Annotated in this window: 15 protein-coding genes; 1 reads left to right on the top strand and 14 read right to left on the bottom strand. The window is 32.7% G+C overall.

What is annotated here, in order from left to right:
• Positions 1 to 195: 195 nt before the first annotated feature.
• From ftsH to ychF, 10 genes are all read right to left on the bottom strand, one after another.
• Positions 196 to 2,166: an ATP-dependent zinc metalloprotease FtsH gene (ftsH, locus tag HMPREF2574_RS00005; protein WP_024053281.1), complete on the bottom strand. Its 1,971-nt coding sequence runs from the start codon at positions 2,164 to 2,166 to the stop codon at positions 196 to 198.
• Positions 2,167 to 2,186: 20 nt separating this feature from the next.
• Complete coding sequence (hpt, locus tag HMPREF2574_RS00010; RefSeq protein WP_024053282.1) at positions 2,187 to 2,729, bottom strand: hypoxanthine phosphoribosyltransferase; 543 nt, start codon at positions 2,727 to 2,729, stop codon at positions 2,187 to 2,189.
• Positions 2,730 to 2,734: 5 nt separating this feature from the next.
• On the bottom strand, positions 2,735 to 4,012 hold the full coding sequence (tilS, locus tag HMPREF2574_RS00015) for a tRNA lysidine(34) synthetase TilS (protein WP_070812011.1): 1,278 nt from the start codon (positions 4,010 to 4,012) through the stop codon (positions 2,735 to 2,737).
• Complete coding sequence (locus HMPREF2574_RS00020; RefSeq protein ID WP_070812012.1) at positions 4,009 to 5,289, bottom strand: serine hydrolase; 1,281 nt, start codon at positions 5,287 to 5,289, stop codon at positions 4,009 to 4,011. The genes tilS and HMPREF2574_RS00020 overlap by 4 nt, the downstream gene beginning before the upstream one ends.
• Entirely contained in the window at positions 5,282 to 5,410 is a 129-nt protein-coding gene (locus HMPREF2574_RS10695) for an SP_0009 family protein (protein ID WP_101749849.1), read from the bottom strand. The genes HMPREF2574_RS00020 and HMPREF2574_RS10695 overlap by 8 nt, the downstream gene beginning before the upstream one ends.
• A 2-nt stretch (positions 5,411 to 5,412) precedes the next feature.
• Positions 5,413 to 5,781, bottom strand: coding sequence for a septum formation initiator family protein (locus HMPREF2574_RS00025; RefSeq protein ID WP_003026832.1), 369 nt, complete (start codon positions 5,779 to 5,781; stop codon positions 5,413 to 5,415).
• Entirely contained in the window at positions 5,774 to 6,040 is a 267-nt protein-coding gene (locus HMPREF2574_RS00030) for an RNA-binding S4 domain-containing protein (protein ID WP_024053285.1), read from the bottom strand. The genes HMPREF2574_RS00025 and HMPREF2574_RS00030 overlap by 8 nt, the downstream gene beginning before the upstream one ends.
• Positions 6,041 to 6,119: 79 nt before the next feature.
• Complete coding sequence (gene mfd, locus HMPREF2574_RS00035; RefSeq protein WP_142350171.1) at positions 6,120 to 9,626, bottom strand: transcription-repair coupling factor; 3,507 nt, start codon at positions 9,624 to 9,626, stop codon at positions 6,120 to 6,122.
• Entirely contained in the window at positions 9,619 to 10,188 is a 570-nt protein-coding gene (gene pth, locus HMPREF2574_RS00040) for an aminoacyl-tRNA hydrolase (protein ID WP_042754227.1), read from the bottom strand. Before pth ends, mfd begins: the two co-directional genes overlap by 8 nt.
• 72 nt (positions 10,189 to 10,260) lie before the next feature.
• On the bottom strand, positions 10,261 to 11,376 hold the full coding sequence (gene ychF / locus HMPREF2574_RS00045) for a redox-regulated ATPase YchF (protein ID WP_070672284.1): 1,116 nt from the start codon (positions 11,374 to 11,376) through the stop codon (positions 10,261 to 10,263).
• A gap of 145 nt (positions 11,377 to 11,521) precedes the next feature.
• Here ychF and HMPREF2574_RS00050 point away from each other — a divergent pair, with 145 nt between their 5' ends.
• Positions 11,522 to 12,022, top strand: coding sequence for a YehR family lipoprotein (locus tag HMPREF2574_RS00050; RefSeq protein WP_070812013.1), 501 nt, complete (start codon positions 11,522 to 11,524; stop codon positions 12,020 to 12,022).
• Positions 12,023 to 12,045: 23 nt separating this feature from the next.
• On the opposite strand, the gene HMPREF2574_RS00055 is transcribed toward HMPREF2574_RS00050, so the two are convergent.
• From HMPREF2574_RS00055 to HMPREF2574_RS00070, 4 genes are all read right to left on the bottom strand, one after another.
• Entirely contained in the window at positions 12,046 to 12,243 is a 198-nt protein-coding gene (locus tag HMPREF2574_RS00055) for a DUF951 domain-containing protein (protein ID WP_070812014.1), read from the bottom strand.
• Positions 12,243 to 13,379, bottom strand: a complete 1,137-nt coding sequence (dnaN, locus tag HMPREF2574_RS00060; protein WP_024052472.1) for a DNA polymerase III subunit beta — start codon at positions 13,377 to 13,379, stop codon at positions 12,243 to 12,245. The genes HMPREF2574_RS00055 and dnaN overlap by 1 nt, the downstream gene beginning before the upstream one ends.
• 156 nt (positions 13,380 to 13,535) lie before the next feature.
• On the bottom strand, positions 13,536 to 14,879 hold the full coding sequence (dnaA, locus tag HMPREF2574_RS00065; protein WP_070242178.1) for a chromosomal replication initiator protein DnaA: 1,344 nt from the start codon (positions 14,877 to 14,879) through the stop codon (positions 13,536 to 13,538).
• 228 nt (positions 14,880 to 15,107) lie between these two features.
• The gene (locus HMPREF2574_RS00070; protein ID WP_070672281.1) at positions 15,108 to 15,875 is read right to left on the bottom strand and encodes a ParB/RepB/Spo0J family partition protein; all 768 of its coding nucleotides are present in this window, start codon (positions 15,873 to 15,875) and stop codon (positions 15,108 to 15,110) included.
• Positions 15,876 to 15,929: the final 54 nt, after the last annotated feature.

Raw genomic sequence — 15,929 nt, forward strand, 5'->3', positions numbered from 1 at the left:
TCCTTCCTTTTTCTTACCTTTTAAGGATAGCAAACTTGAAGCTTTTAGGAGAGCTGGATAGCTGTCCTACTCTTTTCGGTTTCTATTTCGTACTTCTTAATACACCTATCTATCTCTTCAGGTACTTTTACATTCTTTTCAGCGGATAAAGTTAAAACCCTCTGATTCTAAATCAAAGAGTTTTATCGTTTTAATTTATTCTGGTTTCTGCTCTTCCATTTGAGATTTCACTTCATCATAGCTCAAAGCATGCGAAGAACTTACACTTGGTTCATCAGGCATTTCACCAGTTTCATACAATGATTTAATTTGATGACTATCAAGTGTTTCGTATTTAAGAAGAGCTTCTGCAATCAATTTATGCTTTTCACGATTTGATTGGATAATTTCTGCTGCTTTGTTGCGCGCTTCATTAAGCAAATTACGAACTTCTTCATCAATTTCATATGCAGTTTGCTCTGAAATTGATTTTTGTGGGCTCGCAGCGCCAAACATCGCATGGTTTCCTTCATATTGAACTGGACCGAGTTTTTCACTCATACCATACTCTGTTACCATCGCACGTGCCATTTGTGTAGCTTGTTCAAAGTCATTGGAAGCACCTGTAGTTTGGACGTTGAAAATAATTTCTTCAGCAACACGTCCCCCCATAAGTCCTGCCAATTGCTCTTTCATATCTTCTTTAGATAAAAGAGTCTGATCTTCTTTCGGGAGAGCAATCATATATCCACCTGCACGACCACGAGGTACAATGGTTACCTTGTGAACGACACGTGCATTTGATAAAACAAGACCAACAATCGTATGTCCTGCTTCATGATAAGCGACAATTTGCCGATCACGTTGTGAAACTGTCTTATCTTTTTTAGACGGTCCTGCAATAACACGATCTTCTGCTTCATCTATATCGGAAGCATCAATAACTCTTTTATTTCGACGCGCTGCGACAAGAGCCGCTTCATTTAAGACATTTTCCAAATCAGCACCAACAAAACCAGGCGTTTGTTGAGCAACTAGTTTTAAGTCAACATCTTCAGCAAGAGGTTTATTTCTAGCATGAACACGAAGGATAGCTTCACGACCTTTTACATCTGGCTGACCAACAAGAACTTTACGGTCAAATCGACCAGGACGCAGAAGCGCCGGATCTAGCACATCACTACGGTTTGTTGCTGCAATAACAATAATTCCTTCATTACCTTCAAAACCATCCATCTCAATCAGCAGTTGATTAAGGGTTTGTTCGCGTTCATCATTTCCTCCACCGAGACCGACACCGCGTTGACGACCAACAGCATCAATTTCATCAATAAAAATAATCGCTGGGGCTGCCTTTTTTGCATCTTCAAAAAGAGAGCGAACACGGCTAGCACCGACACCGACAAACATTTCAACGAAATCTGAACCTGAAATACTAAAGAATGGAACGCCTGCTTCACCAGCTACTGCTTTAGCAAGAAGAGTTTTACCAGTCCCTGGAGGGCCTTCAAGAAGAACACCAGCTGGTATACGAGCCCCTAGTTTTGTATAACGTTTAGGATCTTTTAAAAATTCAACAACTTCAACTAATTCTTGTTTTTCTTCTTCCGCACCTGCTACATCAGAAAAGCGTACTTTTATATCTTCTTTGTTTGTCGCACGCGCTTTATTACGTCCAAAACTCATAGCTCCACGCGCTCCACCGCCTCCACCTTGATTCATCATAGAGAACAGGAAGAAAGCAAAGATGGCAAATGGCACCAGAGTTGTCAGCACCTGAATCCAGACACCACTTGAACTTTCACGTTTAATGGTGATTTCAGTTCCCTTATCTGAAGCTAATTTTTGTAATTCAGCTACCGTTAAATCTGAAGGTAGAATAACACTAGTAAAGCGGCTTACAGAGGTAGAAGAAGGAGTAAAAAACTGAATACCACTATTATCCTTTACCTTCTTTTCTTTTTTATAAGTACCTGCAACTTCAATAACACTACCATTTGGCTGATAGCTAATATCCTTTACATTTCCATTTCTAATTTCTTTAACTAACTCAGTATAGTTAATTTGTTGGCTGCGACCTACAGAACTTCCAGCTGAAAAATACTGAAAACCTGTAATAACAACAACAATAATTAAAATGTATAGGAAAGGATTTTTTATAAAGCCATTATTTTGTTTATTTTTCATCTATCTATCAATATACCTTTTTATTTTGTATAAACTTCTTCTTTTAAAACACCTACATATGGCAGATTCCGATAGTTTTCATCAAAATCTAGACCATAACCAACTACAAATTCATTTGGAATTGTAAAACATGTGTAATCTGCTTCAATATCAACTTTTCGTCCTTCGGGCTTGTCCAAAAGTGTAGCAATTTTAACAGACGCAGCTTTTTTCTCCCTAAATAACTCACACAGGCTTTTCAATGTTTTTCCCGTATCAATAATATCTTCGACAAAAAGAATATGACGTCCAGCAATATCTTGATCAATATCTTTAATAATATTGATAACGCCACTGCTAGATGTCCCACCATGATAGCTTGATACTAACATAAAATCCATTTCAATATGGGTATCAACATGCTTTATCAACTCTGCCAAAAAAGGAATGGAACCTTTTAAAATTCCTACAAAAATAGGATTTTTCCCTGCATAATCACTAGTTAATTGAGTTCCTAAATTTTTTGCTGCTGCCACGATCTCATCATGTGAAACCAAAACTTTCTTAATATCTTGTTCTAGCATCTTCTTTACCTATCTAAATTTTGAATATAAAGTTTGTTATACATTATATCATTTTTTTGACTCTTACTCAAATCACATGTTACGATTCCAGCAATTGCTAAGATTTCCCCATTTTGCTCAATAATAATAGCATTTTCCCTTTGATCTATAGGGATTTTTTGATCAATAAAGTAACGACGAAGCTTTTTATGGTGTTGGTTCAAGATAATTTCATCTTGTTCTTTTCTATGTCGAAGTAAAATTTCTGTTTCACGTGAAACAAATACTTCTTGGATGTTTTTTTCATGAAGCTCTTTTCCAAAAGAAAAGCGATAATTACCATATTCCACAATATCGTTATATTTTAACAAAATTGAATCCACTTTTAAATCAGACTGTGGACTGATTTTACGAATCTCAAAGGAATCATAATCTTTATATAACTCATAACCCGCTTTAAGTGGTTGCTGATAATTAGATTGCTTGTTCAAGATTGCTAAAATATCAGAAAACTGTGCTTTACTGAGCTGCAAATCAGGAAATTTCTTTAAATAAGCCTGTAGCAAAAAACTTTGCACAGAGTAAGGTTGAGATTGAAATTCCTGCAGATTCGTCGCCACAATATTTTTAGTTAAATATGCTAATGCATCTTGCATTTGAGAAATTTCTGTTCCCAATTCTATTAAATGCTTCCTGAACTGCGGATTTTCTTGTTCTAACAATGGAAAATACTCATTTCGAATTCGATTGCGCAAATAATGGTTCTCTTGATTTGTCCAATCCTCAAAATGAAAAATAGGAGGGAAATTTGATTTTTGAAAAGAAAGCAACGGTCTTATCAATTCTCCATTTGCAAATTTTTGTTTTTCTTTCATTCCTGAAATATGAAATAAACGGCTGCCACGAAGAATTCTCATAAAAATCGTTTCTGCTTGGTCATCAGCATGGTGTGCTGTCACCAAAGCTGTGCAATTTTCTTCTAACATAATTTTTTTGAAAAAAGCATAGCGAAAATCACGCGCTTTTTGTTCTGAGAATGATCCAGAAAAACTTGATGTAAAAATGCTTACACCAAGTTTTGTTGCTATTTTTTTTAGTTCTTCTTCCTCAAAATCAGATTCTTCTCTCACTCCATGATTAACATGAGCAAGGTAAATTTCTATTTCTAATCTTTCGCGATATTTATAAAGCCAGTCAAGCAAAGTCATAGAATCTAGTCCACCAGAAATAGCAAGTAAAACTTTTCTATGAGGTCTGAAATAGCCTTTTTTTTGCACCATTTGAAAAAATTGTTGTTCTATCATTTTAAAACCTCATAAATATCATCTGCAATTTTAGAAATGTTATCGTAATCAGCATGATTTGTAAAAATAGACAGAATAAAAGGAGAATTAGCATAAACAATTGCAACATCATGCTTAAAATCATAAGCATCCCCAATTTTATGAGCCACTTTTACATTTATATTTTTAGAAATACGCTGCTCATCAAAATTTGTTTGTGATAGTGCATTGATAATGTCCCCATTTTGTTTATAGATAGCTTCCATCATATTTCCAGCCATCCTAGCTGATGCATTACGTTTTTCTACATCCCATTTTTTCCCAGCAATTTGCTCAATTGTTGCTTGATAAGTGCTGTCTGATTGATTAGTAATATAATATCCTAAAATATTTGTAGCTGCATTATCTGATTCTTTTGCAATATGATTCATCAAATCTTGAATGCTGTATTCCTTATTATCTGATTTTTTAGAAATGCTTCCACTACCTTCTGTATCATAAGCACCTGAATAGTCATTTACAGCAGGAATATATTTTAAACCAGAAGATGGCTTGTATTTTCCTTCATTTAATTGCTTCTGCGCATAATAAAGAATGGGAAGTTTTGCCACACTAGCAGAATACATTTCCAAATCTGGGTTTATACCAGCAGTTTTTCCAGAATCTAATTGTTTTACATAGATCGAATAGTCTGCTTTATTGTACCTGCTTGTTAAAATCTCTTGAACTTTATCCATACGATTATCTGTATCAGACAAGTATTTCACATCAATCCAACCTTTGCGTTCAACATGAGCATATTTTCCTGATGCCGTCTCAGCAAGTTGGGTCACTTTCACCGAATGATAAGAAGATAAATTCGTCTTAACTTCCTTTGTTCCATTTACAAAAGGTTGATTGTAAACTACAAATGATTGCCTAAGCCACATTGTTTGAGAAATATCTGCACTAGATTGGACAACATCATCATAAATCATTCGTTTATCAGCAGGAACAAATTGCCCATTTGCGAGTTTAAAAACTGGGAGTCCTTGTTCATTGACTTGTAAGTCAGAAAGTTTAATTGATGTATTCGGAGTTAAACTCCCAGCAACTTTTTCTAAATTTAAGGACGTATAAGTTGGAATTTTCTCATAAACATTTGGATTGGTTGGAAGATCCGTGTAGTAGTTACTGTAGGTCGTACTAGTAATTTCATACTGTTGCTTTGCAGTCAATTCGACATCTTGTTCCGTACTTACTACTACTTTTGCAGTAAAAAATGCTGGCAACAATAATAGAAATAGCAACTTACGCATGCTCTCCCCCTTCCTTTTTAGTCTCTTCTAATTTTAAGGTCTGATTTTTTCTGGATAATTCTTCTAATTTTTCATCAGAAAACTCCAAAAATTGTTCAATCATTTTTAATAAATTTTCCATCCTTACTGTGGCAACAATCCTGGGATTGTATAGATATATTCCCCTTGTTTAGAATAATAATATTTAGCGCGTGCATATTTAGCAGCATATTCTTCATCTTTTAATTTATTAGCAAAAGCTTTTTGAGATTCTTTTTCGTTGCTTATTTCTTCGTACCTCTTTTGTAAATGCGTCAATTGTGTTCGACGTTCTAATAAATTTCGATAGCTTTGAACCAAATTAAATGTCGGTAAAATGAACAATAAGATGACTAAAATCAACACCCACCCCATAAAGCGATTCTTTTTTCTTCTTTCTTGCTCTAAATAACGGCGATGTTGGTTTTCATCTTGTATATAGCGATTATTTAATTGAACAATATTTCTAGCCATCTACTTCTACCCTTGTTTCTTTTATAATTTCATACATTTTAGCAGCATCTTCTTTTTTAGTGCTGTCTTTCATTTCTAGAACACGAACTAATAAAATTTTATTTCCAAAACAAATCTCTATTTCGTCATTGATTTTTAAATTTGTTGAACTTTTAGCTAAAATTCCATTTACTTTAATTCTTCCCTTATCGGCTACCTCTTTAGCGATAGGACGACGTTTTATAATACGGGATACTTTTAAATATTTATCTAATCTCATAAAGTTACCTCAATTCATTATTTTACCATTTTTTAAGAAAATATTATAGACGAAAATGAAACTTTACAAAATTGTAAAGTTAGCAATCTTTCTTTTGATTTTTAATTTCTACTAACTTTTCTGAAAACTGTAGAAGTCCTTCTAAAATTTCATAATCTTTTTTATTTTTTACATCGAATATAACTTCAATCAATCCTTTATTTTCTGAAATTCTTGCTTTTAAATTTGTTACAGAAAGAGCTTCAAAATAATCTTGAGTTAAGAAAAACTGTTGAGAAACTTTTTCAAATCGAACAATCACAGATTGTTGCTTCTTTTCAACGAGTTGAACAAAAACTTGATCTAAATAAGATTTTACAAGACCAATTTCTAATAATAAGGCAACAACATCTGGATATTCTCCGAAACGATCTATCAATTCATTCTGTAATTCTTCATACTTTACACAACTGTCAATCTCGCAAATACGTTTGTAAATTTCAATTTTTTGCCTTTCATCAGCAATATAATCGCTAGGAAGATAGGCATCCATCTGCAAATTAATTTCAGCATTTCCTTTTTGCCTTCTTTTTTCTTTACCTTGTTTCTTAGCAATAACCTCTTCTAATAATTGAGAATACATTTCAAAGCCAACAGAATCAATAAAACCAGATTGTGAGCTTCCTAAAATATTTCCAGCACCACGAATAGATAAATCTCGCATAGCAATTTTAAAACCAGAGCCTAATTCTGTAAATCCTTTTATAGTTTCCAAACGTTTTTCAGAAATTTCTGTCAAAACCTTGTCAGGACGATACATGAGATAGGCATAAGCAATACGATTGCTACGACCAACACGCCCTCGCAATTGATATAAAGTTGACAGTCCCATGTAATCTGCATTTTCAATAAAAAGAGTATTAACATTAGGAATATCAACACCAGTTTCAATAATAGTTGTTGTCACCAAAATATCATATTCCCCATTGATAAAATCAAGTAAAGTATTTTCAAGAAGAATTTCACTCATTTGGCCATGTACATATCCAATAGAAGCTTCTGGAATCAATTCTTTCAATTCTGAAACTTTTCGCTCTATTGTGTCAACTTTATTGTAAAGATAGTAAACCTGTCCTCCTCGATCCATTTCTCTTAAAACTGCATCTCGAATAACTGTTGCATTATTTTCTAAAACATAAGTTTGAACTGGGTAGCGATTTGTTGGAGGAGTTTCAATAACTGATAAATCACGTATTCCTAACATAGACATATGGAGTGTACGAGGAATAGGGGTCGCCGTCAAAGTTAAAACATCAACTTTCGTTTTCAACTCTTTTAATTTTTCTTTATGCTTAACTCCAAAGCGTTGTTCCTCATCAATAACAATGAGTCCCAAATCAGAAAATTTAACATCTTTTGACAGGAGACGATGCGTTCCAATAATAATATCCACCTGCCCTTTTTTTAGTTTTTCTAAAATTATTTTTTGTTCTGATTTACTTTTAAAGCGACTTAATACTTCAATATTGATAGGAAAATCGTTAAAACGTTTCTTAAAGTTCGTATAGTGCTGTTGAGCCAAAACCGTAGTGGGAACTAAAATTGCTACTTGTTTATGATCATTTACTGCTTTAAAGGCAGCTCTCATAGCTACTTCCGTCTTTCCAAAACCAACATCTCCAACTAAAAGACGATCCATAGGATGATCACTTTCCATGTCTTTTTTTACTTCTTTTATAGAGCGCAACTGATCTTCTGTTTCTACATAAGGAAAATCATTATCAAATTCTTGCTGATAAGAATCATCACTAGAAAACGCAAATCCCTTTAATTGACTTCTCTCTGCGTAAAGTTTGATTAAATCCTCAGCAATATCTTCGACTTGATGTTGTACTCTCTGTTTAGTTTTTTGAAAACGCCCATCGTTTAATTTATTGATTTTAGGCGCTTTACCATCACTCGCAACATATTTAGAAAGAAGCTGAATCTGATCAACAGGAATAGAAATACGATCTGCATTTTGATATTGAATAGTGAGATAATCACGATGAATTCCTGAAATTTCAATCGTCTCAATTCCTAAATATCGCCCAATTCCATGAACGTTATGAACAACATAATCTCCTTTTTCCAGCTCATTATAATTTTTCAAACGTTCAGCATTAGAAATACTTTGCCTGCGAACTTTTCGTTTTACTTTTTTTTGCAGAATATCATATTCAGTGATTAAAACAATTTTTTCGTCTACAAAATTAAATCCTTGAATTAAACGTCCTTCTACTAATTGAACAGCATGTTTATGAATTTTAGTATCATTAACATAATCAAGTGGAATTTCATATTCTTGTAAACTTTTATGTAAACTTTGTAAAGTCAATAAAGAATTTGATTGTATAATGACCGTGTAGTTAGATTTTTTATATCGACTAATCTCTTCTTTCAAAAGCTGAAATTGACTAAAAAATTCCTGCATAGGATACTGATTGAACTGATAAAGAGAATCAAATTTCAAATTTCCCAGTCCCTTATGAAAATTTGAAAATAAGGTAGCAGGTTTATACTTTCTAAATATTGAATATGTATCTGAAAAATAAGATTGATTTCCAACAGCTTTACTATTTTGTAAATCTTCTGTCAATAAATTTGCTGCTTCTAATTGAAACTGAGCATGTTTATTCATGATTTTTTGAAAGTCATCAAAGAAAATTGGGCTATATTTTGGAAGATAATCAAGAATTGTCCATTCATTTTGATAAAAATAAGACAATAATTTTCTAATATCAGCATGTTGAGTTTGTTCTTTTATATTAGCTAAAACTTCCTCTAAATAGGATTTCAACGTTAAATCTACAGTTTTTTCTATAAGATTTTCTATTTTTTTCTGTGCACTTTTATAATCTGCTTTAGTAAATATGATATCTGTAGCAGGATGAACACACACATGTTCTACATTTTGAATAGAAATTTGATTTTCAGGATTAAATAGACGAATACCATCAACTTCATCACCAAAAAATTCAACCCGAAAAGGCATTTGACTAGAGCGCTCAAAAATATCTAAAATATCACCACGAATACTAAACTCCCCTTGTTTCAATACTTGTGATACTTGCTTATAACCTGAATTTAACAATTGAGAAATCAAATCTTTCAACTCATATTCTTGCCCTATTTTTAAATTAATATAAGCTGAATTGAAATTAACAGGATTGGATAAAAATAGTTGACTAGCTGCCACATTAACTATCAAAAATCCTGATTGTTGAGAATCTAATAAAAAATCTAGAGCTTCCAAACGAGAAAAAATCTTTTCTTGAGAAGAAAAGACAAACTCAGCTAACGGAGTATCATCTGCAAGAAATGTATAGACCCTCTCTTCTCCCACCAGGTCAATCAGATCACTAGAAAGTCTTTCTGCTTCACTATAAGTAGACGTTAAAATCAAAATTTTGTGATTTTCCTCTACACAAGAGGCCATTGTAATAGCCTTAGTTGAAGATGACAAACCCATTAATAGCTGCCGAGTTGATTTATTTAGATTTCTTTGCCAATCAGATATCTGTTTATTTTGATTAAATAATTCAATAATATCCATCTTTTTATCCATTGTACTGTTGCATTGTTTGTTCAAAATTATCAGACTGTAAATAATAATTTACAGCACTGTCAACTTTGTCAAGTGTATTTAAAATTATAGCATGGTCTCCTTTTGAAAATTTTCCTAACACATGGTGAATAATGGTTATATTATTTTCGGGACGACCAATACCAATTTTAATTCGTTTGAATTCTTGGGTTCCTATATGTTTGATAATTGATTTGATGCCATTGTGACCACCAGCAGATCCTTTTGCTCTAAGTCGTATTTTTCCTACTTCCATATCCAAATCATCATAAATAACTACTAAATCTTCAATATCTAGACCATAATAAGATAAAAGGGCATGAACAGCCTTTCCACTTTCATTCATAAAGGTCGTTGGTTTGACAAAATACACTTTCTCACCATTAAAAAATGTGGAAGCTATCTCTGCTTGAAAAATTTTATCAGTTGTAAACTTTAAACTTTTTTCTTTACACATTTTGTCAACTAGCATAAATCCGACATTATGTCTTGTTTCAAAATATTTTTCTCCAGGATTTCCCAAACCTACAATCATCTTTACCATTTTTTACCTCTAAAAAGACCAAAAGGGCTGGAAAAGTTTTTCCAACCTCGTTTATATTTAGTTTACAATGCTTTACACATTAAATCTAAATTCCATAATATCGCCATCTTGAACGATATATTCTTTTCCTTCTTCACGCAGTCGTCCTGCTTCTTTGACTGCTTTTTCACTTCCATATTTCACTAAATCATCATAAGACATAGTTACAGCACGAATGAAGCCTTTCTCAAAGTCTGAGTGAATAATGCCAGCTGCTTGTGGTGCTTTCATGCCACATTTAAATGTCCAAGCTCGAACTTCTTTTTCTCCTGCTGTAAAATAAGTTCCAAGTCCCAATAAATGATAAGCTGCTCTGGTTAATTTGTCAACCCCAGATTCGTTCAAGCCCATTGCTTCAAGAAATTCAGCTTTATCTTCATCATCTAGCTCAGAAATTTCTTCTTCAGCACGCGCAGATATAACCACTACCTCTGCATTTTCAGTTGCTGCAAACTCGCGAATTTGTTGAACATAATCAATATTATCAGGATCTGCTACCTCATCTTCACCAACATTAGCAACATAAAGCACTGGTTTTGTGGTCAATAAAAATAATTTTTTGACAATCTTTTGTTCTTCCTCATCAAATTCAATGGTACGAGCTGATAAACCATTTTCCAAAACTGGCTTAATTTTTTGCAAAACATGAAACTCAGCTACTGAATCTTTGTCCTTTTGGGTTCGAGCAACTTTTTCCACACGTGCATAGCGTTTATTGATACTTTCTAAATCTGCTAAAATCAACTCAAGATTTATTGTTTCAATATCAGCCATTGGATCAACAAAACTTGACTCACGTCCTTGCTCCCGCATAACATTTTCATCATCAAAAGCCCGAACCACATGAACGATAGCATCTACTTCACGAATATTAGCTAAAAATTTATTTCCTAGACCCTCTCCTTTTGAAGCACCTTTTACAATCCCTGCAATATCTGTAAACTCAAAAGTCGTTGGAACTTTTTTCTGTGGTTTGATAAGTTCTGTTAATTTATCCAAACGAGCATCGGGAACTTCTACCCGTCCAACATTAGGGTCAATTGTTGCAAAGGGATAGTTAGCTGCCTCTGCTCCTGCTTTTGTAATTGCATTAAATAAAGTGGATTTTCCAACATTAGGTAATCCTACAATTCCTGCTGTTAAAGACATTTCGCTCTTCCTTTCATCTTTTCAATTCAATAAACCATTATATCATATTTACCACTATTTGACTTATAACTTCATCATTTTTGTAAAATGTTGTATTTTCCTAATTAAAATATTATAATTTTATTAAGGGACAGGAGGGAATACTATGAAAAAAGGATACTTTAAACAATTATTGATTAGCTTCCTAGCAATTATTTCACTAATTATCCTTGGAGCATGTGGAGCCCAAGAAAAAACAATGTCATTCCAAAGAATTGATCAAAGTTTACAATATGACTTACGATTAACTTATTATTATAAAGGAGATACTGTCACAAAACAAACTACTGATTCATTTTGGTCTTATAAAACCTTAGGAGCTACTAAAAAAGAAGATGTTAAAGACAGAATTGATAAAGCTTCTCAAATGTATCAAAATATTAAGGGAATTAAAGAAAAAGTCACTTATGAAGAAAAGGGAGTTAAGGAAACTGTAGAAATTAACTTTAATAAAGTAGACTTTGATAAATTAGTAACCTTGCCTGGAATGTATACAGATAAGAATACAAGAAAATCTAAAAAAATTAGTATGAAAGCTAGTAAAGAACTCTTAACAAGTAAAGGTTTTAAAGAAATTATAGACGGTAAATTTGAAAAATTAAAATAAGATCATGAAAAAGTGCTAAGAAATCAATTTCCTAGCACTTTTTTTAGTTTTCGTTCAAAATTATATCGGCTCATCATCACGATATGTTGGCAATTTGTACAGCGAATTTTAATATCCGCACCCACTCGAATAATTTCCCAACGATTTGCTTTTTTGCCTGTAGATTTAATCGTACAGGCATGTGGTTTTTTCATTTCAACAAAATTTCCTACATCATACATTAGTTTGTTCTCACTGGCGTAATCAATTGAATAAAGTTTTCTGTGTCATCGCTTGGTATCAAAGTAAATGGACGAACAGCTGAAATAAAGCTGATTGTAACTTTTTCACTATTAATAGCTTTCAATGAATCAATTAAATAAGTTGGATTAAAACTGATGGTTAAATCTTGACCTGAAATACTTTCAGTATCAATTTCTTCATTCACACGTCCAACTTCAGGAGAGTTCACATGTGCACTAACTACACCATTTATAATTTCTAATTTAACTGTTCCATTTTGAGTCGCATTTGAAAGAAGACGTGCACGTTCCATCGCATAACGAAGATTATTTTTATCAAATGTTACGATACTAGTAAATTCTGTTGGAATTAAACGGTCGGTATCAGGATAATTTCCCTCTAACAGCCGAGTGTAGAAGCTAATATTTTCACTTCTAAAAAGCAATTGATTATTTGTGAAGTAAATCTCTACTGTTTCAATATCATCCGTAAAAACGGCTGAAAATTCGCGTAGAGAACGACTAGGAATAACAACATCAAAATTATCCCCATTTTTTTCTAAGACAATCTTCTTTTGGCTCATCCGATGAGAGTCTGTTGCAACCGTCTTTAAATTTTTATTTTCTGTTAAAACAAAATGAACCCCCGTTAAAATCGGACGACTTTCTTGTGTACTAGCTGCAAAAGCTGTCTCGTTAATAATATTTTTAAGAACACTTGTTTCAAGCATCAAAGGATTACTTGCTGAAATTTCTTGAATACGAGGGTATTGATCTGCATCTTTTCCTTTTAAGGTAATTTCTGATTTACCACTAGTTAAAACAATTTGCTTTTGCTCAATTTCTTTAAAATCAAGTGTAACATCAGGAAGACTTGATACAACATTGATGAAAAAAGTTGCTTCAAGCAAAATGGAGCCTGAAGAGGTCACTAAAAGCCCTGCATTTTCGTTTTTAATTGAAATAAAATTTTCAATGGAGATTTGTCCATTTGAACCAATTAATGTAATTCCTTCATTTGTAACATCAATTTTTACTGTAGAAAGAATTGGAATAGCATTTTTAAGACTAATAGCGCGTTTGGTTATATTTAAAGCTTGTAAAAATAAATTTTTATTGATTGAAAAGTTAATCATAGATACTCCTTTTATTATTTTATGATTATTAAGTTAATAGTAATAGTAGCTTGTGTGAAACTTGTGGAAAAGTTTCCTAATCAGCGATAGAACACAAAAACAGACCTGTTTATAAATTGTGAATAACTTTAACATTTTTTCTGCAATTATCCACAGTTATCTGATTTTATTTTTTATGTTTTCTATTTCTAATCGAAGATTATCATCCGTTTCGAGCATTGTTTTAATTTTCCCATGAGCATGTATGACCGTTGTATGATCTTTACCGCCAAATTCTCTTCCAATTTTTGGAAGACTATTATCGGTTAATTCACGGGCCAAATACATAGCTACTTGTCTAGCAAGGACAATATTTTGAACCCGACGACTGCCTTTCATTTCTTTAACGCTAACGCCATAGAAATTTCCAACTTCTGTTTGGATTTTATCAATTGGAATAACTAAAATTTGACTTGCATCTTGTTTTCGAGCTCGAATAGCTTCAGCAGCAGCGTCAATTGTAATTTCTTTCAGATTTTTTACTCTAGCCATAAGAGAAATATCATTTAGAGCACCTTCTAAATCTCGCACATTTGAATCAAATTGACCTGCTAAGTATTCCAAAGTATCATTTGGAAAAATGTAATCTAAACCTTCTATCTTATTGCGTAAAATAGCGATTCTTGTTTCAAAATCAGGTGGAGTAATGTTTTGAGTTAATCCCCATTTGAAGCGCGTGACTAAACGTTCTTCAAGATTATCCAGATGATCAGGACTTCGGTCGCTTGTTAAAACAATTTGTTTATTATCTCCGTGCAAAGCATTAAAGGTATTGAAAAATTCTTCTTGAGTAGAAACTTTTTTTCCTCCTAAAGATTGAATGTCATCAATCAATAAGAGATCAAGGCTGCGATAAGTTCTCTTAAAACTTTCCATTTCTCCTAATCGAAGATGTTCTAAAAAGTCGTTGATAAAAGTCTCGGCAGGAATGTATTTCACTCTAGCATCAGGAATATTTTCTAAAATTTGATTTCCAATTGCATTTAGTAAATGGGTTTTTCCTAATCCTGGTCCACCATAGATAAACAATGGATTATAAGTTGTTGCTAAATTTTCAGAAACAGCGAGTGCCGCCGATAGAGCCCAAACATTTCCATCGCCTTGAACAAAATTATCAAATGTATATTTTGCTTTTAACCCAGTTTCAATAGGAGGAAGACTTGGTTTAACTACTGAATGATTTGTATTTGTTGATTGAGTAACTTCATCATTTTCCTCTTGAAAGATATAGTGTACAGTAATTTGGTCATTATAAATTTCAAAACCTGCAGTAATGATGACATCTGCTAAATTTTGATCCCAAAATAATTGTTTGACAGGACTGTCAAGAAGTACAGTAGCTTGAAAATTTTCAACTTTCATTAACCGAGCTCCTGAAACAAAATAATCATATGTATTTTTTTTGATTTGTTTTTGAGCCAATTCTAAAACACGCGCCCAAAAATTAGCTTCTTGTGACATAAAAAACCTCCTTCCTTGCTAATAAATTCTTCGTTATATTTAATTATCCATAGAAGTTATTTTAACATAAAACGTAAAAGTTTTCCACAATCTGTAGAAATAAATTCACATTGTTCTTTAAAGTTTTCCACAGATTGTGAATAAAGGAGTTTTTCTGTGATTTATTAAGTTTTTCTTATAAAATAAGAGTGGATAACTCTGTGACTTGAAAGAATAAAAATAACAGCCTTATTTAAAGCTGTCAATAATTCTTTGATATTCTTCTAGGTTTGAAAAATGAATACAAATTTTCCCTGATTGAGATTGTTTAGAAAATTGAAGAGAAATCTCTGTACCAAATATCTTTTTTAATCTTTTTTCTTCCTCTTTGAGGAAGAGATGATGTTTATTTTTTGTTACAGTTTTTGTCTGTTGGGAATGTAATTGTTTTTCTAGCTGTCGAACTGAAAGGCTTTGAGATAAGATTTTATCAAACCACTGATTTTGCTCTTTTTCTGAGAGATTAATGAGCAGACGAGCGTGTCCCTGAGAAATATTTCCTTCTTTTATCGCTTCGATAATATTGAGAGGTAAATTTAATAACCGGACGGAATTTGTAATATAAGGACGTGATTTTCCCATAGTTAGAGCGATTTCTTTATGTGTCAACCCTTTGTCAATCAAATATTGATAAGATTGTGCTTCTTCTATAGGATTTAAATCTTCTCGTTGTAAATTTTCAATGATGGCTTGCTTCATCATTTCATCATCTGTTACTTCTTTTATAATAGCTGGTATATTTGTTAAGCCTGCTAATTTAGCAGCTCTAAAACGCCTTTCACCAGCTAGCAATTCATAACCAATTATCGGAGATTTTCGTACAATGATGGGCTGAATAATCCCATGTTCTTTTATAGAACTAGCAAGTTCAGCAATTTTTTCTTCTGAAAATTCTTTTCTTGGTTGATAAGGATTTGTTTGGATGTCATTAAGTGTGATATATTGATATTTTTCCATGTTTATATAGAATAACACACCTTTACAATTCTGTAAAGATGTGTTAATAAAGTG

It is taken from the genome of Streptococcus sp. HMSC034E12 (genome assembly GCF_001835915.1).
Classification (GTDB): Bacteria; Bacillota; Bacilli; order Lactobacillales; family Streptococcaceae; genus Streptococcus; species Streptococcus vaginalis.

Excerpts from the sequence above, each read along its gene's own strand:
- ftsH (WP_024053281.1), bottom strand. The coding sequence starts at position 2,166 with ATGAAAAATAAACAAAATAATGGCTTTATAAAAAATCCTTTCCTATAC.
- hpt (WP_024053282.1), bottom strand. The coding sequence starts at position 2,729 with ATGCTAGAACAAGATATTAAGAAAGTTTTGGTTTCACATGATGAGATC.
- tilS (WP_070812011.1), bottom strand. The coding sequence starts at position 4,012 with ATGATAGAACAACAATTTTTTCAAATGGTGCAAAAAAAAGGCTATTTC.
- HMPREF2574_RS00020 (WP_070812012.1), bottom strand. The coding sequence starts at position 5,289 with ATGCGTAAGTTGCTATTTCTATTATTGTTGCCAGCATTTTTTACTGCA.
- HMPREF2574_RS10695 (WP_101749849.1), bottom strand. The coding sequence starts at position 5,410 with ATGGAAAATTTATTAAAAATGATTGAACAATTTTTGGAGTTTTCTGAT.
- HMPREF2574_RS00025 (WP_003026832.1), bottom strand. The coding sequence starts at position 5,781 with ATGGCTAGAAATATTGTTCAATTAAATAATCGCTATATACAAGATGAA.
- HMPREF2574_RS00030 (WP_024053285.1), bottom strand. The coding sequence starts at position 6,040 with ATGAGATTAGATAAATATTTAAAAGTATCCCGTATTATAAAACGTCGT.
- mfd (WP_142350171.1), bottom strand. The coding sequence starts at position 9,626 with ATGGATAAAAAGATGGATATTATTGAATTATTTAATCAAAATAAACAG.
- pth (WP_042754227.1), bottom strand. The coding sequence starts at position 10,188 with ATGGTAAAGATGATTGTAGGTTTGGGAAATCCTGGAGAAAAATATTTT.
- ychF (WP_070672284.1), bottom strand. The coding sequence starts at position 11,376 with ATGTCTTTAACAGCAGGAATTGTAGGATTACCTAATGTTGGAAAATCC.
- HMPREF2574_RS00050 (WP_070812013.1), top strand. The coding sequence starts at position 11,522 with ATGAAAAAAGGATACTTTAAACAATTATTGATTAGCTTCCTAGCAATT.
- HMPREF2574_RS00055 (WP_070812014.1), bottom strand. The coding sequence starts at position 12,243 with ATGTATGATGTAGGAAATTTTGTTGAAATGAAAAAACCACATGCCTGT.
- dnaN (WP_024052472.1), bottom strand. The coding sequence starts at position 13,379 with ATGATTAACTTTTCAATCAATAAAAATTTATTTTTACAAGCTTTAAAT.
- dnaA (WP_070242178.1), bottom strand. The coding sequence starts at position 14,879 with ATGTCACAAGAAGCTAATTTTTGGGCGCGTGTTTTAGAATTGGCTCAA.
- HMPREF2574_RS00070 (WP_070672281.1), bottom strand. The coding sequence starts at position 15,875 with ATGGAAAAATATCAATATATCACACTTAATGACATCCAAACAAATCCT.